Raw genomic sequence first — 21,720 nt, forward strand, 5'->3', positions numbered from 1 at the left:
ACATGGCTAGTAATCAAGTTTTAGTAAGAAATGAAGTTCCAGAAGAATTAACTTGGCGCTTGGAGGATATATTTGCAACTGATACCCTATGGGAAGAAGAGTATAAAGAAGTTGCAGAACTTGCAAAAAAAGCGCCTAGCTATGCAGGTACTGTAAAAAATGGAGCAGATGAATTAGTAGCAGTTCTAACTTATCACGATGAAATTTATGAACGTACAATGAAGCTTTACACGTATGCTCATATGCGTAATGACCAAGATACGACAAATAGCTTCTACCAAGATATGAATAGTCGTATTCAAACATTAGCGACTAGTATTTCAGCTGCCCTATCATTTTTAACACCTGAGATTTTATCATTGAGTGAAGAAACGATAGAACGGTACTTAGCAGAAAACAAAGACTTACAATTGTATACGCAATCTTTAAAAGAAATAACGATGGCACGTCCGCACGTATTACCAGCAGAGCAGGAAGCATTACTTGCACAAATGTCTGAGGTTACAGGCACTGCTTCAAATACATTTAGTATGTTAAACAACGCTGATATTGTCTTCCCGAAAGTGAAGAATGAAGAAGGGGAAGAAGTACAGCTAACGCACGGTAACTATATTAAGTTTTTAGAAAGTAAAGATCGCACAGTTCGTGAAAATGCTTTTAAAGCAATGTACGAAACTTACGGTAACTTTAAAAATACGTTTTCCGCTACGTTAACGGGCAATGTGAAAAAGCATAATGTTAGTGCACGTATTCGTAATTATGATTCTGCACGTCACGCAGCAATGTCTAACAACTTCATTCCAGAAAGTGTTTATGATCAATTAGTAGAAACAATCCATAAGCATTTACCAGCTATGCAGCGCTATATTTCGTTACGTAAAAAGCTTTTAGGTGTAGACGAACTGCATATGTGGGATTTATTTGCTCCACTCGTTAAAGAAGTTGATATGAAAATCACTTATGACGACGCGAAGGATATTTTAGTAAAAGCTTTAGCGCCACTAGGTGAGGAATATCAAGGTATCGTTCAAGGTGGTCTGGATCATCGTTGGGTGGATGTCTTAGAAAACAAAGGGAAACGCAGTGGTGCGTACTCTTCAGGCGCCTATGGAACAAATCCATATATTTTAATGAACTGGCAAGACAATGTTAATAATCTATTTACACTAGCTCATGAATTTGGTCATAGTGTACACAGTTATTATTCACGTAAAAATCAGCCGTTTGTTTATGGTGATTATTCTATTTTTGTAGCTGAAGTAGCTTCAACATGTAATGAAGAGCTGTTAAATGATTATTTACTGAAAACAATTGAAGATCCACAACAGAAAATTTATTTATTAAATCACTGGCTAGACGGCTTCAGAAGTACTGTTTTCAGACAAACAATGTTTGCTGAATTTGAACACCTAATCCACCAAATGGATAAGAATGGTGAATCTTTAACAGCAGAGCGTTTAACAGAGGTTTACTATAATTTAAATAAACAATACTTCGGCGAGGATATTGTTGTAGATGAGGAAATCGGCTTAGAATGGGCTCGTATTCCACACTTCTACTATAATTACTATGTGTATCAATATGCTACAGGTAAATCAGCTGCAACCGCATTAAGTAAACAGATTTTAGAAGAGGGTACACCAGCTGTAGAACGTTATATTAATAACTTCTTAAAAGCAGGTTGCTCTGATTTCCCAATTGAGGTATTAAAGGCAGCGGGCGTTGATATGAACGTTGCAAAACCGATTGATGATGCATGTAAAGTATTTGAAGAACGTTTAAATGAGTTAGAAAAATTATTGTTGAATAATTAATTTGGAAGGCAGTAGGAATTTCCCTACTGCCTTTTTTCTATGATTAATTAAATAATAAAAATTTAAAGAATAATGATTTTTTTTGATTTCTAAATGTTTAAAAGTGCGTATCTTGAAAAAATACTGTTTGTAATCGCTTTCTATTTGACAAATTTGTGAATCTATCATCGGACTTGTTGCTATATTTACTATTCCATGATAAATTAATTCATGTGAAATAAATCACAAAAACAAACATACACCCCTTTGTTTGAACGTGAACATTTCTCCCATCCCCTTTGTGAAAAAGAGGCGTCACTATCTGTCGAGGATAGTGGCGCTTCTTTTATTTTTGCTATAAATCTCGATCAAACAGCGATGTATTCCGATAAAACTCAAAAACGTTCCGATAAATCACTAGAACATTCCGATAAATAAATAAAGTTGACATAATAGTTTTTCAACAACAAGAACAGGGACACAACATTAAACGTGTTGTGTCCCTGTTCTCTAGAATAATAGTATAATTGCATTATTTAATACGCCACAGTGTAGCGTGATCTGTCTGAATCCGTTCAATCTTTTGCTGTAGCATACGCTTCTTTAATTCACGTTCAGCATTTTGTTCTGTTGATGAGTAGATGAAAGCTACTTCATTTGTTGAAAGGGTATGGAATTTGGCAAATAACTCTTCCATTGTTGGTAATGGTTGACGCACAAGCTGCTCATTCATCATCTCTTGTAAAATATGTTCATAAACTTCATAGGAATAGTTACCACTAACTTTAAGACCCTCATCTTCAATACATTCATTGAAAAATACAATGCTAGGCACTTCATCAACTTCCATTTCACGTTTAATATATAAGTCGCATTGGAAGGCACGTGCTGCTTCCTTTGAACCAAAGTCTGCGGAAAATTCATTCATGTCTAATTGAACATCTTCCGCAATTTTTAACAGCGTAGCATAGGAATTGACATCTTGTTGGTTTAGTAATACATATTCTTGTAGTTTCGACAAATAGCGTGCTCCTGCACGTTTGCCCTGTAACTCTGCTGCTTTAATAGCGATAGATGGTAAAACAGGGTGATTAATGTCGAGTTCAATACCTGATACACAACCCTTTACACGCTTACTTAAACAATTCAAAGAGGCTAGCTCTGTGCTTAGTACAAAGCGCCATGTAAAGTAATGATTGTACTCTAGTTGTAACTTACGAAGAACGGCTTGCATATTATAAGCTTCTGGACAAAGTGGATCTACGAAAATATACAATTCAATAGGCTTATTAGCAGTAGAAATCTCAGGAGTTGGCTCTTGTAACATTTGAATATTATTCACGTAACAATTCCCCCTCATCGTCATTTGGTGTATTAATCATGTGATGAGCTGTTAATACTAAACGTTGATAATAAATTTCACGGAACTTACCTTCCATCCCAACTTCATCCATCGCTTCGGACATACATTCAAGCCAAGCTTGAGCACGATCAGGTGTAATCTGAAAATTCATATGACGTGCACGCATCATTGGATGACCATGCTCCTCAGTAAAAAGATTTGGTCCACCTAAATACTGTGTTTGAAATTGAATTTGCTTGCGGGCTGTCTCTGTTAAATCTTTCGGAAAGATTGGAATAAGATCAGGATGCTGAGCAACTCTTCTATAGAACGCATGGATTAGCTCTGAAAGCTTTTCAGCCCCCAGCTCCTCATAAGGAACAGTGTATTTTCGACTCATAAGTTAAATGCCCCTTTAATTCTTTATATCGTAAAGTATATTTTTATACTTAGTCATCTTTAAAAATGTGAATTTCTTGTGACTACCTTCATTCTATCAACGTCTTTTCGTTAACACAAACAAAGAGCTCTTTCGAAATGTTTTTCGCTATAAAAGCACAAATTTCACCACGCGGGTGAAATTTGCTGAAAGAAGTTAAACTGTGTAGTAATTCATCACTTTTTTAACATAATTCTGTGTTTCTTTGAAAGGAGGAACGCCACCATACTTTGTAACGCGTGAAGCTCCTGCGTTATAAGCAGCTAATGCTAATGTAGGATCATTATCAAATTTATCTAGCATTTGGCGTAAATATTTGGCTCCTGCCATAATGTTTTGCTCTGGATCAAAGGAATTTGTAACGCCTAAATATTGCGCTGTTTTCGGCATTAATTGCATTAATCCTTGTGCTCCAGCATGACTAACCACGTTTGAATTAAAATTAGACTCTTGCTTAATCACGGCAGCGATGAGCTTCTCAGGCACATTATATGTAGCTGCTGCCTTTTGAATAATCGAAGCGTACTGATTAGCACCTGCTAATGAATTGGCATAGGCAGTTGAACCAATTACATTATCCGAAACATAGGAATCGAGTTTTGTACTAGATTGTGTGTTTGCTAATGCTGCTTGTACAGATGAAGGTATAAAGACGCTATTAGAACCATTATAAAGTAATGATTGATACACATTCTTCTGCATGTTTTCAGATAACCCATTTAAACTACTAAACTGATTCATCAATGACGAAGCGCTTGAAACACCTCCGAGCAAACTAGATAATTTTGCATTGTTAGAAGTAGTTGAGTCGCCGAGCATTTCGCTAATCATGTCTGAAAACAGAGAATTGCTATCGGTAAGATTGTTCGACGATGAATTTTCTGAAGATCCTAGTGTTTGTAATGCTTGAATGTCAAGTAAAGTTCTGAGTGATTGGATATCCAAGGAGCTGTCACCCTTTCTTGTTATACTAGTTAAGCTATTTATTCATTTGTAATGCTTTCATAAAACGCGCAATTTTTTTATCTGTGGCCCGTTTTTCAATACCATATTGCTGTAGAAATTCGTCGAAGATTGCATTTCCTTTTATTGCATCTTTTGATTCATATTCTACCTCATAATCATCGCACTGCAAATAGAAAGAATGATCGAATACTAGAAGGCCATCCTTATAAGGGATTTCGACACGATCAGTTGTCAGTGAACCGAATATCTCCAATTCTTCCAAAGGAATGTTAAAGAGAGCTAGTCTTTTTGCTACTTCTTGGGCATAGAAACCTTCACCAACAAGCATTTTCTTAGCTTGCTCAGCAGTTATTTCGTCAGTCGTCTCTAAATGTGCATGCTCTGCATTTTTTTCTTTTAAAGTACATTCAAAATATTTGTCGATTTGTCTAATACGAAGCCCACTTTGGAGTTTCCGAATAGCTTGAGAAGGTGTGTCGAAATAATGATTTGTTTGACGATGAATAGCATTTTCGGAAATGTTGAATTCTTGCAATAAATGTTCGTATTGTTGTTTTGTTAAAAGATTTTTAAACTCTATTTCAAGTTGTTGTGCCATTATTCTCACCTTTTTATTTTAATTTTTTATGGGTGTTGATTAGGGGGAAGGTTCATCAGCATAGCGTGTGGTTGATTTCCGTTCCAGCTGGGCGCTTTGTTGTTGCTGTCGCTACGCTTTCGCACAGAGCAAGCTTCCTGGGGGCGTCGGGCCAATAGGATGTTAATCACGAATGCGTTATCACAGGACGTGATGCTTTTAGCCTTCGTTCCTCTATTGCTGATCCCCAAGGAGTCGCCCAGCTTCCACTCCAATCAACTAATATGCATGGCATACATTTTGACGAAATGTCATCCCTAATTTCCGATGAAGGACAAATGTTTTCTGTGCGAAAGCGTAGTGCAACGTAGCGTCAGCAACAAATGTTTTCTGTGCGAAAGCAAAGCGTCAGCAACAAATATTTTCTGTGCGAAAGCAAAGCGTCAGCAACAAATATTTTCTGTGCGAAAGCAAAGCGTCAGCAACAGCATGATGTTGGTCACTAAGGCGTTATCATAGGAAGTGATGGTTTTAGCCTTCGTTCCTCTATTACTGATCCCCCAAGGAGTCGCCCAGTCGGAACGGAAATCAACCACACACTATGATAAGAAGTTTCGTTCGTTATTTCATTGATTTAGTATTTACACACTGCAACTAATTACCCTCTATGCTAAAATAAGAAGAAGAGTAAGACGAAAAGGGGAACCGCATGTGCGTAAAATTTATACAATAGAAACATTGAATTTTGAAAACGAACAACTTCATTTTAGTTTAAACGACAATGAAGTAAATTTACAGTTAAAACCTGCTGCACAATTAATTGCAGATTCTGATGACTTTGCGTTTATTTATTTACTTGATGCAGGAGAGGATTATCATTACTTGCGTTTTCCGCCGAGTAGTTGGGAGCAGCTTGTACATATTTTACAAAAAAAGAAAAATCCAAAGCTACAACTAGGTGAAGAAGTTATTGAGCTTACAAATTTTTACGATGAATTGGAAATGCTCGTGTATAATATTGAAGGAAATTACAATTATGGGGCGGAATTTGTCCAAGCGGTGGAACAACACTTCGAGACAATTCTTGCTGAATAAAAAGACAAAACGAACAGACGGTGTTGGTTTTGTTCGATACCGAATGTCGGGAGGTTTTTGCGATGGGACAATGGGAAATATTTTTAAGTCCTTATAAACAAGCAGTAGATGAGTTAAAAGTAAAATTAAAGGGTATGCGTTCACAGTTCGGTATTGTTAATGCAAATTCACCAATTGAATTTGTGACAGGACGTGTAAAGCCTTTAGCAAGTATATATGATAAAACATTAGAAAAAGGACTTTCCTTTGAGCCCTCTAAACAGCTAGGTGACGAGCTGGGGGATATCGCAGGCTTACGTATTATGTGTCAATTTGTAGATGATATATCAACAGTTACGGAGCTAATACGGCAACGTAAAGATATGCGTGTAGTGGAAGAGCGTGACTATATTACACATAATAAGCCAAGTGGCTACCGCTCATACCATATGATTGTGGAATATCCTGTAGAGACGATACAGGGGAAGAAAGTGGTATTAGCTGAAATTCAAATAAGAACATTAGCCATGAATTTCTGGGCATCTATTGAGCATTCTTTAAATTATAAATATAAAGGCATGTTCCCCGAGGAAATTAAAAATCGCCTTCAAAGTGCAGCAGAGGCCGCTTTCCGATTGGATGAAGAAATGTCGTCCATTCGTAGTGAAATCCAAGAAGCGCAGGCCTATTTTAGTGAATATAAAGAAGCATCGAATCCTAATTTATTATCGGAGAAGGAGCGTGACTTAAAATGAAATTTTCCATTCAATCACGTAGAGATGCACAGTCGAACGAATTAATGGAGCTAGCCAGAACATATTTGCAAGATTTTGGGTTAACTTATGATGAAGAGGCTCCTGAAATCGTAATCTCTATTGGAGGAGATGGCACTTTACTACATGCCTTTCATCGATATGCTCATTTGCTAGATCAGGTTGCTTTCGTAGGTATTCATACGGGACATTTAGGATTTTATGCGGATTGGAAGCCATCTGAATTAGAAAAGCTTGTTTTATCCATTGCCAAAAAGGACTTTAACGTTGTGGAGTATCCACTACTAGAGGTAAAGGTGGAGCATCATAATGCGGAATCCAATACGTATTTAGCGCTAAATGAAGCAACTGTGAAATCACCTGATGTCACGCTTGTTATGGATGTGGAGTTAAATGGTAATCAGTTTGAACGTTTCCGTGGAGACGGTCTTTGTGTATCAACACCTTCTGGTAGTACAGCTTATAATAAAGCCCTCGGTGGAGCAATTATTCATCCGACTTTAGCGGCACTCCAAATTACTGAGATTGCATCTATCAATAACCGTGTCTTCCGTACAGTTGGCTCACCACTCATTTTACCAGCACACCATCACTGTGTTTTACGTCCAGTAAATGAACAAAACTTTAATATGACAGTCGATCATTTACAAGTCACGCAAGGCGATGTGAAGTCGATTGCATTTAATGTAGCAAATGAAAGAGTGCGTTTTGCACGTTTCCGTCCATTCCCATTCTGGGAACGAGTACATGAATCATTCGTGGCCAATGAGTAAAATGGATACAAGGTTTACACTGCATTTTATAGCAGAAAAAGAAGGCCAACTACTAAGGGAGGCCTTAGCAGAATGGCGCATCTCCAAGCGAGCTTTAACGGCTATTAAATTTGATGGAGGCTTTCTGACAGTAAATGATGTCGAACGCAATGTTCGACATCCTCTTCATGTCGGGGATCGAGTTGAAGTTACATTCCCTCCTGAAGAAAAAAGTGAGGGGCTCACTGTTGAACATGGTGAACTTTCTATTATTTACGAAGATGAAGCAATTTTAGTGCTAAGTAAGCCGGCACAACAAAGTACGATTCCTTCGCGTGAGCATCCAACAAATAGCGTAGCGAATCTAGTGTGTGGCCATTTTCAGCAGCAAGGTCTAGCATCAACAGCTCATATCGTCACGAGACTTGATCGTGATACTTCTGGCTTGCTATGCATTGCCAAACATGCTCATATTCATCATTTAACGGGACTTGCACAGCGCAGTGGAGAGATTTCTCGACAATATGAAGCGATTGTACATGGACATGTGGCACAAGATGTACAATCAATCATCGCTCCTATTGGACGCAAGGAGACGAGTATCATTGAGCGAGAGGTGCGTGAGGACGGTCAATTTGCGCATACAGATGTGACCATTTTAAGGCACTTTTATTTACAGGGTGAACCGATGACACATATACAACTAAAGTTGCACACTGGGCGAACACACCAAATTCGTGTGCATATGGCCTATATGGGACATCCGCTTGTTGGAGATGAACTTTATGGTGGAAGTCGCGAGCATATAAATAGACAAGCCTTACACTGTGTGTCCTTAAAGATGCTTCATCCTTTGACAGGCGAGAGGTTACAATTTGCAAGTAACGTAAATGAAGATATGCAGCGATTATTGAATGACTCCTTAATTTGAAGTTCGGCTATTATTTTTCAAAACCTATCTATGAAGAGTGAAAACTATTACTGAATATGTTATATATGTAAGGAGATGTTCGCACAAACGGGCATCTCTTTATCATTTTACTTTCTATAAAAGTAATAAGTTTTTCTTAACAGCACGTTAACAGAAAAGAAAGTGTTCGTAGGATATAGTTAAGTAGAGGGGTATTATCTGTGCGAAAGCGTAGCGACAGCAACAATTGTTTTATCTGTGCGAAAGCGTAGCGACAGCAACAATTGTTTTATCTGTGCGAAAGCGTAGCGACAGCAACAACAAAGCGCCCAGTCGGAACGGAAACCAACCACACGTTATGGTAACGGGTGAAAAATAGAAACGTTTACCAGCAGATTTATCCAATTAGATAGTGGTAATGATGTAGGTTGCTATGTAGTAAAAAAAGGGTTTGCAGAAAAGGTACAATACACTCTATTATATATAGGGTAGATTTACGGAATTGCCCGTATCAATGATTTAACTTATTTCAGCAAATGTTTTCTGTACAGAAAGCAAAGCGACAGGTACAAATGAATTTATTTTTCGGCGGTTGGTCAAATACCCGCTGAAATAGAGGAACTCAGTCTAAGAACGCTACGTCCTGTGGCAACGACTGAGTGACCAACTTCGGTGCTGCTGACGCTGCGTTAGCACTACGCTTTCGCGCAAAAAACATCTGTTGGCCTAAAGCCTCCGGCGGATGTCACTGAATCGGAAAGGAGTTCTTAGGGGATGTTAGCCTAAAATCATCGCATCCATGCGATAACGGCTAACTGACCTGCATTGGTAAAAACACCACATCCTGTGGCATTACCGAAATAACCGACATCGTGTCGGCCCTCGTGCAGACCTAAGTGCAAAGCCGATTCGGACGCAATTATGCCGAGGATGTATAATTGATTGCTCGGAAGGAGGGGACAAGCATGATAGAGGAAAGAAATGAAAAGGATGATGTGCAATTCGACGAGGTACGTTTGCGAGAAATGCTCGAAGCACATGATATTAACGCATTCCGCGATGAGTTTTTAGAGCTTCATCCATATGATCAGGCAACGTTTTATGAGAAGGTGGAGCCTGATATACGAAAGATCATCTATTCGTTCTTGTCTCCGACGGAAATGGCTGATATTTTTGAGGCAATCGAAATAGATGATGATGAATACACAGCGTATCTAGCTGAGATGGATCCGTCATATGGTGCTGAAATGCTTTCTCATATGTATGCAGATGATGCAGCAGACGTTTTAAATGAGTTGGATACAAAACAACGTGAAAGCTATTTAGGCATGATGGATGAGGAAACAGCTGAAGAGATTAATGAGCTATTAAGCTATGACGAAGATACAGCTGGTTCTATCATGACGACTGAATATGTAGCGATACCAGAAAATTCTACTGTTCGTTCAGCAATGGCAATATTACGGAAAGAAGCACCAGATGCCGAAACCATTTATTATATTTTTGTCGTGGATGAAACACATCGATTAACAGGTGTAATTTCGCTTCGTGATTTAATTATTGCTGATGAGGATACCCGTATACGTTCGATAATGAATGAACGTGTTGTGATGGTGCACGCAGGAGATGACCAAGAAGAGGTTGCTCAAATTATGAAGGACTATAACTTCTTAGCGACACCAGTTATTGACGATAAGGGTGAATTACTAGGGATTATTACAGTTGATGATATTATTGACGTTATTGATGAGGAAGCATCGGAGGATTACTCTAAATTAGCGGGTATTTCCGATATGGATAAATTCGATACAACCTCATTCCAAGCAGCCAAAAAACGTTTACCATGGCTTGTCATATTATTATTTTTAGGGATGTTGACAGCAAATTTGATGGGACAGTTTGAGGCAACGTTAGAACAGGTTGCGTTACTCGCGGTGTTTATCCCACTTATTTCAGGTACGTCTGGAAATAGTGGAACACAGGCACTAGCTGTTGCTATTCGAGGGATTGCGACAGGAGATGTTGAAGAACATAGCAAGCTAAAATTACTCCTACGTGAAGCAGGCACAGGCTTAATGTCTGGCATTGTTTGTGGAGTGATTGTGATCGGCATCATCTATGTTTGGAAACAAGAGCTTATTCTTGGAATGCTAGTAGGAGCGGCGCTTTGTGGTTCAATTTTGGTAGCAACGCTTGCAGGTTCTTTTATTCCACTGCTTATGCATCGCATGAAAATTGATCCAGCTGTTGCATCAGGACCATTTATTACAACGTTAAATGATATTACAAGTATTTTAATTTACTTAGGTTTGGCGACAGCATTTATAAGCAAAATAGGCTGAGAACCAATTTTCTTCCTTTCGCATATTGTAGGAAAAAAGGGAAGTGAGTAATGTGGGTCAAGAGCCACGCTTGTTTATAAAGTCACCATCCTATTTTCTAAATATTTCTAAGGTGCTCCATGAACTTGAATTGGATGAAAGTACGTCAGTGTATAGTAAGAACGGCTATTTCGATGAACAAATGATTGAAGAAAAAGAAGTGGTTGAAGAAGTACAAATAGATCCGTATTTACTAAAGCAACTTCAATTTTTAGAAAAGCCGTTTCGGCAAAAAGCCTATCAACCGTTAATCATATGTTTAAAGGATGGTAGAAATTTACGAGGTAGTGCATCTAATGTACAGACGGATTCATTGATGCTTACTTCTTATGAATTAAAAACACAAGAGATTATCTATTTTGAGGACATAGAGCAAGTATTATGGCGGGGTAAACAATTACCTACTTTATGAAAAAAGTGTACAGCAGAGGATGCTGTACACTTTTTTTATGTGTAGTGTGTCAAAGGAGAAAAGATTATTCACAAATCCCTAAGTCAACATCAGCAATACATTGCACAGCACAGAAGCATGATAAATCTACAGTGATACAGCTCTCAGTTGAATTCCAATCATCTACTTTACATATTTTTTTCATGTTGACACAGCAGCCATCTCGACTTAATAGATCGACTGTACTTTCACTGGAGTCAAATGAACATAAAGGCTCTAAAACACGCAAGGTAGCGCAGCACTCATCAAACATATCTTCTACACGGAAAAATACGGATGTACATATACATGGATCTGCTGTTGGAGAACTGAAAAATGCTTTAAAAGGAGTACCGTCTTTTGTAATTAACATAAATACACGTGTATCTGCATGAGAGCGTGCTGGACTTACAATGCCTCCCAGTGGTTCTAGGAAACAGTTAGCTGTACATGGTTGACATTCTTCTCTCACCGCTTGATTCTGAATGTCTAAAATAGCGCGTACTACGTCACAAACGCAGCCTGCTGAATGGATTGGTCCAATAGGATTTGTTGGCTTGCCACAACCCATATTGTCACCTCCTTTCCTTGTTACTACTTCTACAATATGTGCTTATGAAAAATGGACTCGGGCCTTTGTATATATAGTCAAATGAATAGTTTTTTTATGGTTGGAGAAACTTTAAAGAAAAGGAGGGTAAAACTTGAAGCTATTAGGAATGATGTTACCTCTATTAGTCAGTTTATCGCTTTTAAGTGGTTGCGGTGAAAAAGAAAAATTTATTGTCTACGGTTCACCGGAAAACGAAAAGGAAATTAAAACCATTTTAAAAGAACAGGACTTTGTAGACAAAACAACGGTTATCCAATATGACAATAGTATGCTTGTAGCAGCTCAAATTAAACCATGGGATAAGTGGAAAAAGGCTAAATTAGAGAAAAAGTTGCAAAAGAAATTTGATGAAAAATATCCAAACAAAGATATTTTTGTCTCAGCTGATTATAAAATTTTTTATGAAGCCAATAAAATAAAAAAGGATCAAGTTGAAGATAATAAACTGAAAGATAAAATTAAGAAATTGAAAAAGCTGGCGAAGGAGGAAACATAGTGGAAAAAGAACAATACCAACAATTAGAACAAAATGTCACGCCGAAACCGCCCTATTTTAAGAATGTTGCAAAGGCATTTTTAGTTGGTGGCCTTATTTGTACAATCGGGCAGGCCGTATCACTTTTCTATATCATTTTCTTTGATTTTACCGAAGCGACAGCCGGAAATCCAACAGTTTCAACCATGATATTTTTCGCCATGATTTTAACGGGTTTTGGCTTATATAAGAAAATTGGTCAATTTGCTGGAGCTGGATCAGCTGTGCCTGTTACAGGGTTTGGTAATGCTGTTATTTCTGCTGCCATTGAGCATAGATCTGAAGGGTTAGTACTCGGTGTTGGTGGGAATTTATTTAAGTTAGCTGGATCAGTTGTATTATTTGGTGTTGTCTCCGCCTTTTTTATTGCACTTATTAAATTCATTCTTGTGACGATAGGAGTGGTTTCATGGTAATTGTTTTTCAATCGAAGCCATCCTTAATAGCAGCAGGTGTAGTAGCAGGTCCACTAGAGAAACGCAGTATATTTAGTCAACATTTTGATGCGACATATGATGATGAACGTTGGCAAATGCAAACAAATGAACAAGGTCATCGAAAAATGGTTGAAGAGGCCTGTGAATTTGCCATGAAAAAAGCGGGTGTGAAAAATACGGACATTGATTACTTTATGGGCGGCGATTTAGTGAATCAAATGACACCGACCAATTTTGCGGCCAGAGACTTAGACATTCCTTTTATTGGACTCTTCTCAGCATGTGCCACCTCTATATCTTCAGTAATTGTTGCGAGCCTTTTAACAGAAGTAGGTGCCGCCAATTACTCGCTCGCTGGTGCATCTAGTCAACACAATGCGGTTGAACGACAATTCCGCTATCCAATCAATTATGGCTCACAAAAGCCCCAAACTGCTCAATGGACGGTAACAGCTGCAGGGTATGCTCTTGTTGGTAAGCATCATGAGGAATATCCTTCTATTGAAGCAGCAACTGTTGGAAAATCGGTTGATTATGGTATGGATGACCCCTTTCACATGGGCGCAGCGATGGCACCAGCCGCTTTTCAAACAATACAATCACATTTAGAGCAGCGAAATCAAAAAATTTACCACTATGATTTAATTTTAACAGGTGATTTAGGTCAACTTGGCATAAAACTTTTAAAAGGAATGTTTGTTGAAAGTGGCATAAAGAGTGAGGAGTTAAAATCTTTACGTGATGCAGGTGCCGAGTTTTATGGACAGGATGAGACATTCCAATCTGGTGCAAGTGGTGCTGGTTGTTCAGCAGCTGTTTTTTTTAGTTATGTGATCCAACAGATGCGAGCAGGTACTTATAAACGAGTACTTCTTGTGGCGACAGGGGCATTACTGTCTCCGCTTTCATTTCAACAGGGCGAGACAATACCATGTACGGCACATGCGATTGAAATTACAATGAAATGAGGCAAAAGCAATGGTTATGACATTTGTGTTTGCATTTTTTGTAGGAGGCATTATTTGCGCCATAGGTCAATTACTAATGGATTTTGGAAAATTAACGCCTGGACATACATTGAGTACTCTAGTCGTAGCTGGCGCGATTCTTTCCGGAATGGGTTTGTATGAACCACTTATTAATTTTGCTGGTGCCGGTGCAACTGTCCCTATTACATCTTTTGGAAATTCATTAACACAGGGTGCAATTGTTGAGGCGGAAAAACATGGGCTTGTAGGTGTGTTAACTGGGATGTTCGAGGTGACAAGCTCAGGAATCAGTGCTGCCATTGTTTTTGGCTTTATCGGAGCATTAATATTTAAACCAAAAGGAAATGTTGACTAGACGAATACCCCACCCATTTTTACAACGAAAACATATTATAGGTTGTAGAAGGGAGGGGTATTTTTATGGGATATCAAGGCTGGGGTGCGCATCCGTATGGAGGGCATGCTGATGGTTGTTACGGAGGAGATTATGGCGGCGGATATTATGGCTATGGACATGGTCATAGTTCAACTTTTGTTCTAATCGTTGTTCTATTCATTCTTCTAATCATTGTTGGTGCTACGATCATTTAACTTCTTTCAGCTGAAAAGAAGTTAAAGCCTTCGGCGGATGTCACGGAATCGGAACGGATTTCTTTGTGCTAGCACAAAGCCGATTCCGGACGCAATTATGCCGAGGCAAAATTGATTTAATTAATGTGACAGTCGATAAGAGGCTTTAGCTTTTCTTCAGAGTGCACCATTATCTGAATAAAGTTTAAAGCCTTCACTAATTTTCAAATGTTTTCATAAATTAATAATGGAAATAAATTTAAATTTTAACTGGATAGGAGGGGGAACATGAATCGCGGGTTTTTTAATTCAATTGAACAAAAAACTGGGGTATCGATGGATGAAATCTTCGCATTAGCAAATGCAATTCAACATGCTGATTTTACAAATGAAAAACAAGTAAGAAAAATCGTACGACGCGTAAGTAAGGTGTCCAATAGACAAATTACGCAAGAACTTGAAGATAAGTTAGTCCAATCTATTATCCAAGATGGTGCTTCACTAGATTTCGATAAAATTACTAAAATGATGAAATAACATGATAGGTTGGTTGAATGGATGTTCATTTATAAATCAACCTTTAAAGTTTTGTAGACAAATAAAAAAAGGGTGTTACGAGATGCCTTAGCATTTTCGTAACACCTATTTGGTCGATTATGCCCCTGCTGAAAGAAGTTAAATCGTTTTTTCCATTGCACGATGTGGGATACCAGCATCCATAAATTCGGGAGATGTTACCGCATAGCCAAGCTTTTCATAAAAAGGAATAGCATAGCTTTGTGCGTGGAGTTTTAGCTTTTTCTTATTCATTGAAATGGCGTGTTTTTCCATCTCTGTCATAATTAAAGCACCTAGTTTTTTGCCTCGCTGATCTTGTAAAATACAGACACGTTCAATTTTCGCAGCATCGTCCAAGATATTGCGTAAACGTGCAGCACCTACAGGGTCATTGTCTTCGTACATAATAAAATGCGTTGCAGATGCATCCTCAGCATCACATTCTAAATGCAGCGGCACACCTTGCTCTTCAACAAAAACCTGTTTGCGAACTGCAAACGCATCCTCATGTTCTTTTGCAGTTTCAACAATCTTAACGTTATACAAAGATTACTCAGCTCCTGACAATCGGAATGTTTCATATGTTGTCCACGAGCCGTCTTCCAATTGGTATAAAAGATGAATGCGATCAATTGTATCCTTTTCGTTAACACCAGTCATACGTAATTGCCCAAAGATGTCATCATGCTCGGAATCCGTCATTTTTTGAGCAATCGTGATATGTGGTACAAATACGTGTTTTGACTCACCAGAAGGTACTTTTTCTTCTAAAACTTGGTGAAATGCTGTTAATTGTTCAGTAGGTTCAATGCGGAAATAAATCGCATTTGTTATTGGGAAAAATGAACTTATGCGTAATGCATGAATGTTTAAAGGTGCATATTTGGCAGCAAGCTCATCTAATTGCTTTACGACAGATTGAATATCTTCATCCGTTGCATCGAAGCTGTCTTTTAATGTTATATGCGGAGTAATCTTCGCATAATGAGGATCGTAACGTTTACGATACGTATTCGCTAAATCTTGCAATTTTTTTGATGGAAATGCCACAATACCGTACTTCATAGGCCATTACCTCCCGAAAGTAAACAATTTTTTATTTAAGTATAACAGAAATTTCCGATTTCGTAATTTGATTCGTCCATATTAATTGAAATTTTCAATTAATGCGCGACGTAGATCAGGTTTCCAATATTTCCATGTATGATTGCCATTAAATTCTTCATAGAATATAGAAAATCCTTTGTTTAACATGAGATTATGCAGCTGACGATTTGGTGTTAAAAAATCTTTAATGGTTTTATCCATCGTGACAACTTTATCTTCTTCTTTTCCAACAATATGGTAAATGGAGATTGCGCCTGGATCTTTAAAATTTTCTACAGCTTGCAGAACATCTTCATCAACATACGGTGATTGTAAAATAACCTTGCCAAAAATACTTGGATATTTTATTGCAGCCATTAAGGAAGCGGTTGCAGCCATCGAGTCACCAATGACCCCACGACTCATTCCCATTTGATAGGTTGCATATTCAGCGTCTAAATAGGGCACAAGCTCATGTGCTAAAAAACGAAGATATGCTTCATGTTGCTCTCCACTTGGAATATATTTATGACGTCGATCCTTAATGTCCTTATAAGGAACGAATGCAATGATTAAATTTTCGATTTCATAGTCATCGATAAGTTCATCAGCAAGTTTTGTAATACCTCCAAGCTGGAAATAATCTTTGCCGTCTGATGCAATTAAAATATTATATTTATATAGTGGAGAATAATTTGCAGGAACATAAATATAGAGCAGTAATTCCTCCTGTAATGCTTCACTATAGAACTTTAAATCTTGTACAGTTCCCTTATCCAATGATGACACTCCTTCTCATGTTTGTAACGAAATTGTACCATATAGCCAAAGTAAAGGTATAATAGGTTGGGCTAGCACTATTCTAGCAATCAAATCGAAGTGAGGGATAGTTATGCATGATAAAAGAACTCGCATACACTCTGATGAAGTAGCGAAGGCAGCCCAAGCTGCACTCATTCGTCGTGGTGTATCGCTAGGGGATATTGCTGAAATCGTTTATGAAATGCAAAAATCCTATAATGAAGGTTTAACATTAGACCACTGTGTTCATTCTGTTGAGCGTGTATTACGTAAGCGTGAAGTTCAACATGCTTTATTAGTAGGGATTGAATTAGATGAACTTGCAGAGAAAAAGTTATTATCGGCACCGTTACAGCAAATCATAGAATCTGATGAGGGTTTATTTGGTGTGGATGAAACAATCGCACTTGGATCTGTTTTTACATATGGTAGCATAGCGGTAACAACTTTTGGTCACTTAGATAAGCAAAAAATCGGTATTATTAAGAAGTTGGATACAGAACCGGGACATCATGTAAATACGTTTTTAGATGATTTAGTTGGCAGTATCGCTGCTTCTGCCGCATCACGTATTGCGCATCGTATGCGTGATTTGGAAGAAGAGGGCGAGACCTTTGCAGATATTGAGCCCGAAGATCTAGGACCAAAACCAAAATCACATAATGAGATTTAACTTCTTTCAGCACCCGCTGAAAGAAGTTAAAGCCTCCGGCGGATGTCACGGAATCGGAAAGGAGTTCTTAAAGGATGTTAGCCCAAAATCATCGCATCCATACGATAACGGCTAACTGACCTGCATCCAGCAGGCCTAAGCACAAAGCCGATTCCAGACGCAATTATGCCGAGGCATAATTGATCAGAGTATCACTATAGATAACAGAGCCTTCTTTAAGTATGTGAAGGCTCTGTTTTTTAAGTGTTGAAAAATAAATTTGTATTTTCTCGATGTTATCAGCGATTATCGGCATTTTGGAGCGTCGAGCCGCTTTCTCCGCTAATGTTGCCGCTTTGCTTTCGCACACGTTTTCACTATAAATTAAAGTGACATGCCTGAAGAGACATGCTGTGTAAAAGTAGTTGATTGGAGTGGAGACTGAGCGACTCCTCGGGGATCAGCGGTAGGGGAACGAAGGCTAAAACCATCACGTCCTGTGATAACGCCTTCGTGACCAACATCGTGTTGGCCCGAGACCCTGGAGCGAGCAGCGCGAGTGAAGCGGCTCATCGGACGCCCCCAGGAAAGCGCTCAGTCGGAACGGAAATCAACCTCTCGTTTTGCCGAAAAGCTAAACAGAACCTCCTCAATAATATGAGGAGGTTCTGCTTTTTAGTATGCTTAGCCGATTGTTTTGTATACTCACACACTGAATTTTAATAATTAATCGTTATAGGCTTTTAAATATTCTTTTACTTTTTTACTGTCTGCTTCAAGCTTTAACCCTGTATTAACTAGTGGTGAAAGAGTGGATACAGCAGGTTTTTTATTGCCTTGATAGTAGCTAATGAATTCATTTTGATTAATAGAGTAAAGAATTGCTTTTCGTAGGTCTACTGAATCTGACACAGCGCGACCAGATGTATTCATTTGTAGATAGGATACTGCATTACTATCAGCAGTGTTTAACGTTAGTTTAGTATCTGATTTTACAATGTCTAGCTTTGTTTCTGGTACTGTCTGGAGAACATGGATTTCACCATTTCGTAATGCGGATAAAGCACTATCGATATCAGCGATAAAACGAACATTAATTTTTGCGATCTTCGGTTCATATTCACTACCTACACGGTAAGCCGGATTTTTCACAAATTGTGCTTCATAATCATTTTTCTTCACAAGAATGTAAGGGCCACTTGCATAAAGATGGTTGTTGTATGTTGCTGTGCCTTCCGTTACTGTAGCTTGATCACCATAGGCGATATCCTTATCTGGATTATAGCTTGCTACATCATATGTGTTAATGCTTGTTACTTGTTTTTCAGATACGATACCACCAGATTGGTGTGCTAAATAATTTAATACTTGTGGGAATGGTGTTGGTGTTGTAATTTTAACAACCTGGTATGCTCCAGCTGCATTATTAACAGTCCCTTTGTCTTTTGCTAATTGCGTTACAGAAGCAGGGAGGTTTTGAGATAATGCATCTAATACAGACTGGTCAGAGCCTGCAATTTTTTTCTTTTGTAATTCAGCTAAGTCCGAAACGATTTCGACTGTTTCGATATTTTCATGAAGACTATATGTGCGATGATCTGGCACTGATTTTGGATTTTTTGCACGATTTAATGAGAATACAACGTCTTCTGCTGAAACCAATTCACCTGTATCAACAGCAGCACCATCTTTTACAGCAGCGAAGTTAATATCATCACGTAAAATGAAATAATATTCTTGGTTACCTTCAGCAATAGCATGATCATAAGATAATGAACCATTAGAAACGACTTCATCTGTATCTGTTAAGTTTACAAGTCGTACATACATATTTGTATTTAATGTATTAATAGAACCGTCATTCCCTTTAATAGGATCAAGAGATGTTAACGAATCTATTGTTTGATGTAAAATCAACGGTTCAGTTGCATTTTTAGATGAATCATTAAATTCTATACTTTCCCATACTTGCGCACGGGATTTTGGTAGATGTACAGTTTTTGGGTTTACTAATTCAGAGTAAATTCCTTGATATTTATTTGAAATATATAACGGCGCAATATATGCTTGATCGAATACTAGGAGCTGTTCTAATTCTTTATATTTTGCAGTGGCTTCATCACCTGATAATGTACTTGCTTCTTCGATGAGAGCATCTAATTTTGAGTCAGATACAATACTATAGTCTCCGCCCGTTTTAAATAAACCACGCACAGCATAATCAGGGTTTCCTGTTACTGTTGTCCAGCTCGAAAGCGCTAAATCATAATTGCCAGCATCTTTTTGTGCTGAATATGAACCATAATCAGGTTGAATATTTAATTTAACATCAAAGCCATTTTTAACTAGTTGATCACGAACAATATTCATATCTTCCTCAGAAGCGGCCATGCCTAATACTTCAATTGTTTTTTTACCTTTACCTTTTGAATCTTTACTACCTTCTACTTCAGTTTTTGTTTGTACACAGCCTGCTAATGCTAATACTGCTATGAATAAGAAGACAAGTAATCTTTTCATGTAAGAACCTCCATTTATTAATTTGATTTTGGATCTAAAGCATCTCGTAACCCATCACCTAAAAAGTTAAAAGAAAGAACGAGAAGCATAATACAAAGACCTGGGAAAATAGCGACATAGGAATGTGTTTCCAGGTACGTACTACCAACTTTTAGAATATTGCCCCATTCAGGAATGTGTGGCTCAATGCCGAGCCCTAAAAAACTTAAACTACTTGTTGAAATCACAGCACCACCAATGGTTAATGTTGCTTTGACAATCATCGGTGCTAACGAGTTAGGAACAATATGCTTAAAAATGATTGCAGCATCAGATGCTCCTAATGCTCTGGCTGATTCCACGAATTCGAAATTAGAGAGCTGCATGACATTAGCGCGCATCGTACGAGCATACGTTGGAATTGCGCCAACACTTAGTGCGATGATTAAATTCATGGTATTGGCACCAAACGCTGCGATAATGGCAATAGCTAGTAAAATTCCAGGAATGGCATATAAAATATCAAGACTACGCATGATTATATTGTCAGTCGCTTTCCCATAATAACCAGAAAATGCACCAAGTGTTCCGCCGATTAATGCAGGTATAATGGTTGAAAAAAGTCCGACAATAAGCGATATTTGTGCACCGAAAACAATACGAGAAAATAAATCACGCCCGTAATTATCGGTGCCTAGTGGATATTCTAGCGTAGGAGTTTGTAACAATGCTCCATAGTTATTTTCAATAGCGAAGTCATAGTCAAATGTCCAAGAGCTTGTCACGGATAAAGAAAACATAAATACGATGAAAAATAACCCGAAAACGGACATCGTATTGCGTAAAATCTTCTCCCAAATTCTTTGCCATTTTTCAATGGTAGATGGATTCGCCTTTCGAGCTTTTTGAATAAGGCTATACCCTAGCAATGTTGCAAATAGATTGCCAGTCAAAGAGGCAAAAAGGAGCAAAATGCCAGGTAACAGCATCCATTTCGGTGCAGCCTTGGAAGTCACAAATTTAGTACATAGAATTAACATCACGATATAAAAGATTGCAAGGAGTAAGAAAAGACCCATTGCTAGTAAAAACGTATCTGTAACATACGGTTTAAATAAGTTCAGTGCTGAAATACCGATAATAAAAAGCTGAGTGATCAATGCATAAGCAGCAAAAGTATATTCGGCTGTCTTACTTTTTGATACAAGCAAAAAAGCAAAAGATGTAGAAAAAATATTGCCAGAGACGATTGTCAATAATAGAGGATACCCAAGTAATCGAGTGCTTTTTTGTATGTCATTATAGCTTGCTAAATCTTGTTTAATTCGTAAAGTTAGGAAACCAACATAAGCTGTCGTAATCGCATAAATTAAGAAAAAAATGAAGACAATTGGTCGCCAACTTTGAGTAGAAAAATTATAGCTATAGGCTAGAAATAATAAAGAAAACAGTAAGGAAAAGACAAATGTAAAATGTGAATTGACATATTCCTGTGTAATCTTCAAAAGTAGTTTGACATGTAAGCTGTTTTTCATTGGTGATC

The 21,720-nt window shown here is 38.0% G+C and carries 26 protein-coding genes; 15 read left to right on the forward strand and 11 right to left on the reverse strand.

Annotated features, from left to right (window positions below):
• Positions 1 to 2: 2 nt before the first annotated feature.
• Positions 3 to 1,814 carry an oligoendopeptidase F gene (gene pepF, locus ACFCYJ_RS04845; RefSeq protein WP_376071394.1) on the forward strand — a complete coding sequence of 604 codons (1,812 nt, stop codon included), beginning with the start codon at positions 3 to 5 and terminating at the stop codon, positions 1,812 to 1,814.
• A gap of 511 nt (positions 1,815 to 2,325) precedes the next feature.
• Here the strand turns inward: pepF and ACFCYJ_RS04850 are convergent.
• The 4 genes from ACFCYJ_RS04850 to ACFCYJ_RS04865 form a co-directional block, all read right to left on the reverse strand.
• Positions 2,326 to 3,135: a DsbA family protein gene (locus tag ACFCYJ_RS04850; protein ID WP_376071396.1), complete on the reverse strand. Its 810-nt coding sequence runs from the start codon at positions 3,133 to 3,135 to the stop codon at positions 2,326 to 2,328.
• Positions 3,128 to 3,535: a globin domain-containing protein gene (locus ACFCYJ_RS04855; protein ID WP_376071399.1), complete on the reverse strand. Its 408-nt coding sequence runs from the start codon at positions 3,533 to 3,535 to the stop codon at positions 3,128 to 3,130. Before ACFCYJ_RS04855 ends, ACFCYJ_RS04850 begins: the two co-directional genes overlap by 8 nt.
• 195 nt (positions 3,536 to 3,730) lie before the next feature.
• The gene (locus ACFCYJ_RS04860; RefSeq protein WP_376071402.1) at positions 3,731 to 4,519 is read right to left on the reverse strand and encodes a lytic transglycosylase domain-containing protein; all 789 of its coding nucleotides are present in this window, start codon (positions 4,517 to 4,519) and stop codon (positions 3,731 to 3,733) included.
• A gap of 34 nt (positions 4,520 to 4,553) precedes the next feature.
• On the reverse strand, positions 4,554 to 5,138 hold the full coding sequence (locus ACFCYJ_RS04865) for a CYTH domain-containing protein (protein WP_376071405.1): 585 nt from the start codon (positions 5,136 to 5,138) through the stop codon (positions 4,554 to 4,556).
• 690 nt (positions 5,139 to 5,828) lie between these two features.
• Here ACFCYJ_RS04865 and ACFCYJ_RS04870 point away from each other — a divergent pair.
• The 7 genes from ACFCYJ_RS04870 (at position 5,829) to ACFCYJ_RS04900 (ending at position 11,419) form a co-directional block, all read left to right on the forward strand.
• Entirely contained in the window at positions 5,829 to 6,212 is a 384-nt protein-coding gene (locus ACFCYJ_RS04870) for a UPF0738 family protein (RefSeq protein WP_376071407.1), read from the forward strand.
• A gap of 62 nt (positions 6,213 to 6,274) precedes the next feature.
• Positions 6,275 to 6,946: a GTP diphosphokinase gene (gene yjbM, locus ACFCYJ_RS04875; protein WP_376071409.1), complete on the forward strand. Its 672-nt coding sequence runs from the start codon at positions 6,275 to 6,277 to the stop codon at positions 6,944 to 6,946.
• Positions 6,943 to 7,737, forward strand: a complete 795-nt coding sequence (locus ACFCYJ_RS04880) for an NAD kinase (RefSeq protein WP_376071412.1) — start codon at positions 6,943 to 6,945, stop codon at positions 7,735 to 7,737. Before yjbM ends, ACFCYJ_RS04880 begins: the two co-directional genes overlap by 4 nt.
• Before the next feature lies 1 nt (position 7,738).
• Positions 7,739 to 8,647 (forward strand): RluA family pseudouridine synthase, encoded by a 909-nt coding sequence (locus ACFCYJ_RS04885; protein WP_376071671.1) that lies wholly within the window; start codon positions 7,739 to 7,741, stop codon positions 8,645 to 8,647.
• Between the two features lie 226 nt (positions 8,648 to 8,873).
• A complete protein-coding gene (locus ACFCYJ_RS04890; protein WP_376071415.1) occupies positions 8,874 to 9,005 on the forward strand; it encodes a hypothetical protein in 132 nt (43 codons plus the stop codon).
• Positions 9,006 to 9,591: 586 nt separating this feature from the next.
• Positions 9,592 to 10,968 carry a magnesium transporter gene (gene mgtE, locus ACFCYJ_RS04895; protein WP_376071417.1) on the forward strand — a complete coding sequence of 459 codons (1,377 nt, stop codon included), beginning with the start codon at positions 9,592 to 9,594 and terminating at the stop codon, positions 10,966 to 10,968.
• A 43-nt stretch (positions 10,969 to 11,011) separates the two neighbouring features.
• Complete coding sequence (locus tag ACFCYJ_RS04900; protein WP_376071420.1) at positions 11,012 to 11,419, forward strand: hypothetical protein; 408 nt, start codon at positions 11,012 to 11,014, stop codon at positions 11,417 to 11,419.
• Between the two features lie 64 nt (positions 11,420 to 11,483).
• Here ACFCYJ_RS04900 and ACFCYJ_RS04905 read toward each other — a convergent pair whose 3' ends face one another.
• The gene (locus ACFCYJ_RS04905; RefSeq protein ID WP_079559573.1) at positions 11,484 to 12,008 is read right to left on the reverse strand and encodes a CotY/CotZ family spore coat protein; all 525 of its coding nucleotides are present in this window, start codon (positions 12,006 to 12,008) and stop codon (positions 11,484 to 11,486) included.
• Positions 12,009 to 12,141: 133 nt separating this feature from the next.
• Between ACFCYJ_RS04905 and ACFCYJ_RS04910 the strand changes: the two genes are divergently transcribed.
• From ACFCYJ_RS04910 to ACFCYJ_RS04935, 6 genes are all read left to right on the forward strand, one after another.
• Entirely contained in the window at positions 12,142 to 12,546 is a 405-nt protein-coding gene (locus ACFCYJ_RS04910) for a hypothetical protein (protein ID WP_376071423.1), read from the forward strand.
• Positions 12,546 to 13,001 (forward strand): stage V sporulation protein AC, encoded by a 456-nt coding sequence (gene spoVAC / locus ACFCYJ_RS04915; protein WP_376071425.1) that lies wholly within the window; start codon positions 12,546 to 12,548, stop codon positions 12,999 to 13,001. Before ACFCYJ_RS04910 ends, spoVAC begins: the two co-directional genes overlap by 1 nt.
• Positions 12,995 to 13,990 (forward strand): stage V sporulation protein AD, encoded by a 996-nt coding sequence (locus ACFCYJ_RS04920; RefSeq protein ID WP_376071428.1) that lies wholly within the window; start codon positions 12,995 to 12,997, stop codon positions 13,988 to 13,990. Before spoVAC ends, ACFCYJ_RS04920 begins: the two co-directional genes overlap by 7 nt.
• A gap of 16 nt (positions 13,991 to 14,006) precedes the next feature.
• On the forward strand, positions 14,007 to 14,366 hold the full coding sequence (gene spoVAE, locus ACFCYJ_RS04925) for a stage V sporulation protein AE (RefSeq protein ID WP_376071430.1): 360 nt from the start codon (positions 14,007 to 14,009) through the stop codon (positions 14,364 to 14,366).
• Positions 14,367 to 14,425: 59 nt separating this feature from the next.
• Positions 14,426 to 14,602: a YjcZ family sporulation protein gene (locus ACFCYJ_RS04930; RefSeq protein ID WP_376071673.1), complete on the forward strand. Its 177-nt coding sequence runs from the start codon at positions 14,426 to 14,428 to the stop codon at positions 14,600 to 14,602.
• 267 nt (positions 14,603 to 14,869) lie between these two features.
• A complete protein-coding gene (locus ACFCYJ_RS04935) occupies positions 14,870 to 15,118 on the forward strand; it encodes a stage VI sporulation protein F (protein ID WP_376071433.1) in 249 nt (82 codons plus the stop codon).
• Positions 15,119 to 15,256: 138 nt separating this feature from the next.
• Here the strand turns inward: ACFCYJ_RS04935 and ACFCYJ_RS04940 are convergent, their stop codons facing one another.
• The 3 genes from ACFCYJ_RS04940 to ACFCYJ_RS04950 all read right to left on the reverse strand — a co-directional run bounded on the left by ACFCYJ_RS04940 (position 15,257) and on the right by ACFCYJ_RS04950 (position 17,005).
• A complete protein-coding gene (locus ACFCYJ_RS04940; RefSeq protein WP_376071436.1) occupies positions 15,257 to 15,685 on the reverse strand; it encodes a GNAT family N-acetyltransferase in 429 nt (142 codons plus the stop codon).
• A 3-nt stretch (positions 15,686 to 15,688) separates the two neighbouring features.
• Positions 15,689 to 16,204: a YjcG family protein gene (locus ACFCYJ_RS04945; RefSeq protein WP_376071438.1), complete on the reverse strand. Its 516-nt coding sequence runs from the start codon at positions 16,202 to 16,204 to the stop codon at positions 15,689 to 15,691.
• An 81-nt stretch (positions 16,205 to 16,285) separates the two neighbouring features.
• The gene (locus tag ACFCYJ_RS04950) at positions 16,286 to 17,005 is read right to left on the reverse strand and encodes an alpha/beta hydrolase (protein WP_376071440.1); all 720 of its coding nucleotides are present in this window, start codon (positions 17,003 to 17,005) and stop codon (positions 16,286 to 16,288) included.
• A gap of 112 nt (positions 17,006 to 17,117) precedes the next feature.
• Between ACFCYJ_RS04950 and ACFCYJ_RS04955 the strand changes: the two genes are divergently transcribed.
• A complete protein-coding gene (locus ACFCYJ_RS04955) occupies positions 17,118 to 17,699 on the forward strand; it encodes a phosphatidylglycerophosphatase A family protein (protein ID WP_376071443.1) in 582 nt (193 codons plus the stop codon).
• 363 nt (positions 17,700 to 18,062) lie between these two features.
• Here ACFCYJ_RS04955 and ACFCYJ_RS04960 read toward each other — a convergent pair whose 3' ends face one another.
• From ACFCYJ_RS04960 to ACFCYJ_RS04970, 3 genes are all read right to left on the reverse strand, one after another.
• Entirely contained in the window at positions 18,063 to 18,251 is a 189-nt protein-coding gene (locus tag ACFCYJ_RS04960) for a hypothetical protein (RefSeq protein WP_376071445.1), read from the reverse strand.
• 153 nt (positions 18,252 to 18,404) lie between these two features.
• Complete coding sequence (locus tag ACFCYJ_RS04965; RefSeq protein WP_376071448.1) at positions 18,405 to 20,198, reverse strand: ABC transporter substrate-binding protein; 1,794 nt, start codon at positions 20,196 to 20,198, stop codon at positions 18,405 to 18,407.
• Positions 20,199 to 20,215: 17 nt separating this feature from the next.
• Positions 20,216 to 21,712, reverse strand: a complete 1,497-nt coding sequence (locus ACFCYJ_RS04970; protein WP_376071451.1) for an ABC transporter permease — start codon at positions 21,710 to 21,712, stop codon at positions 20,216 to 20,218.
• Positions 21,713 to 21,720: the final 8 nt, after the last annotated feature.

This window comes from Lysinibacillus sp. NPDC056232 (genome assembly GCF_042267565.1).
Classification (GTDB): domain Bacteria; phylum Bacillota; class Bacilli; order Bacillales_A; family Planococcaceae; genus Lysinibacillus.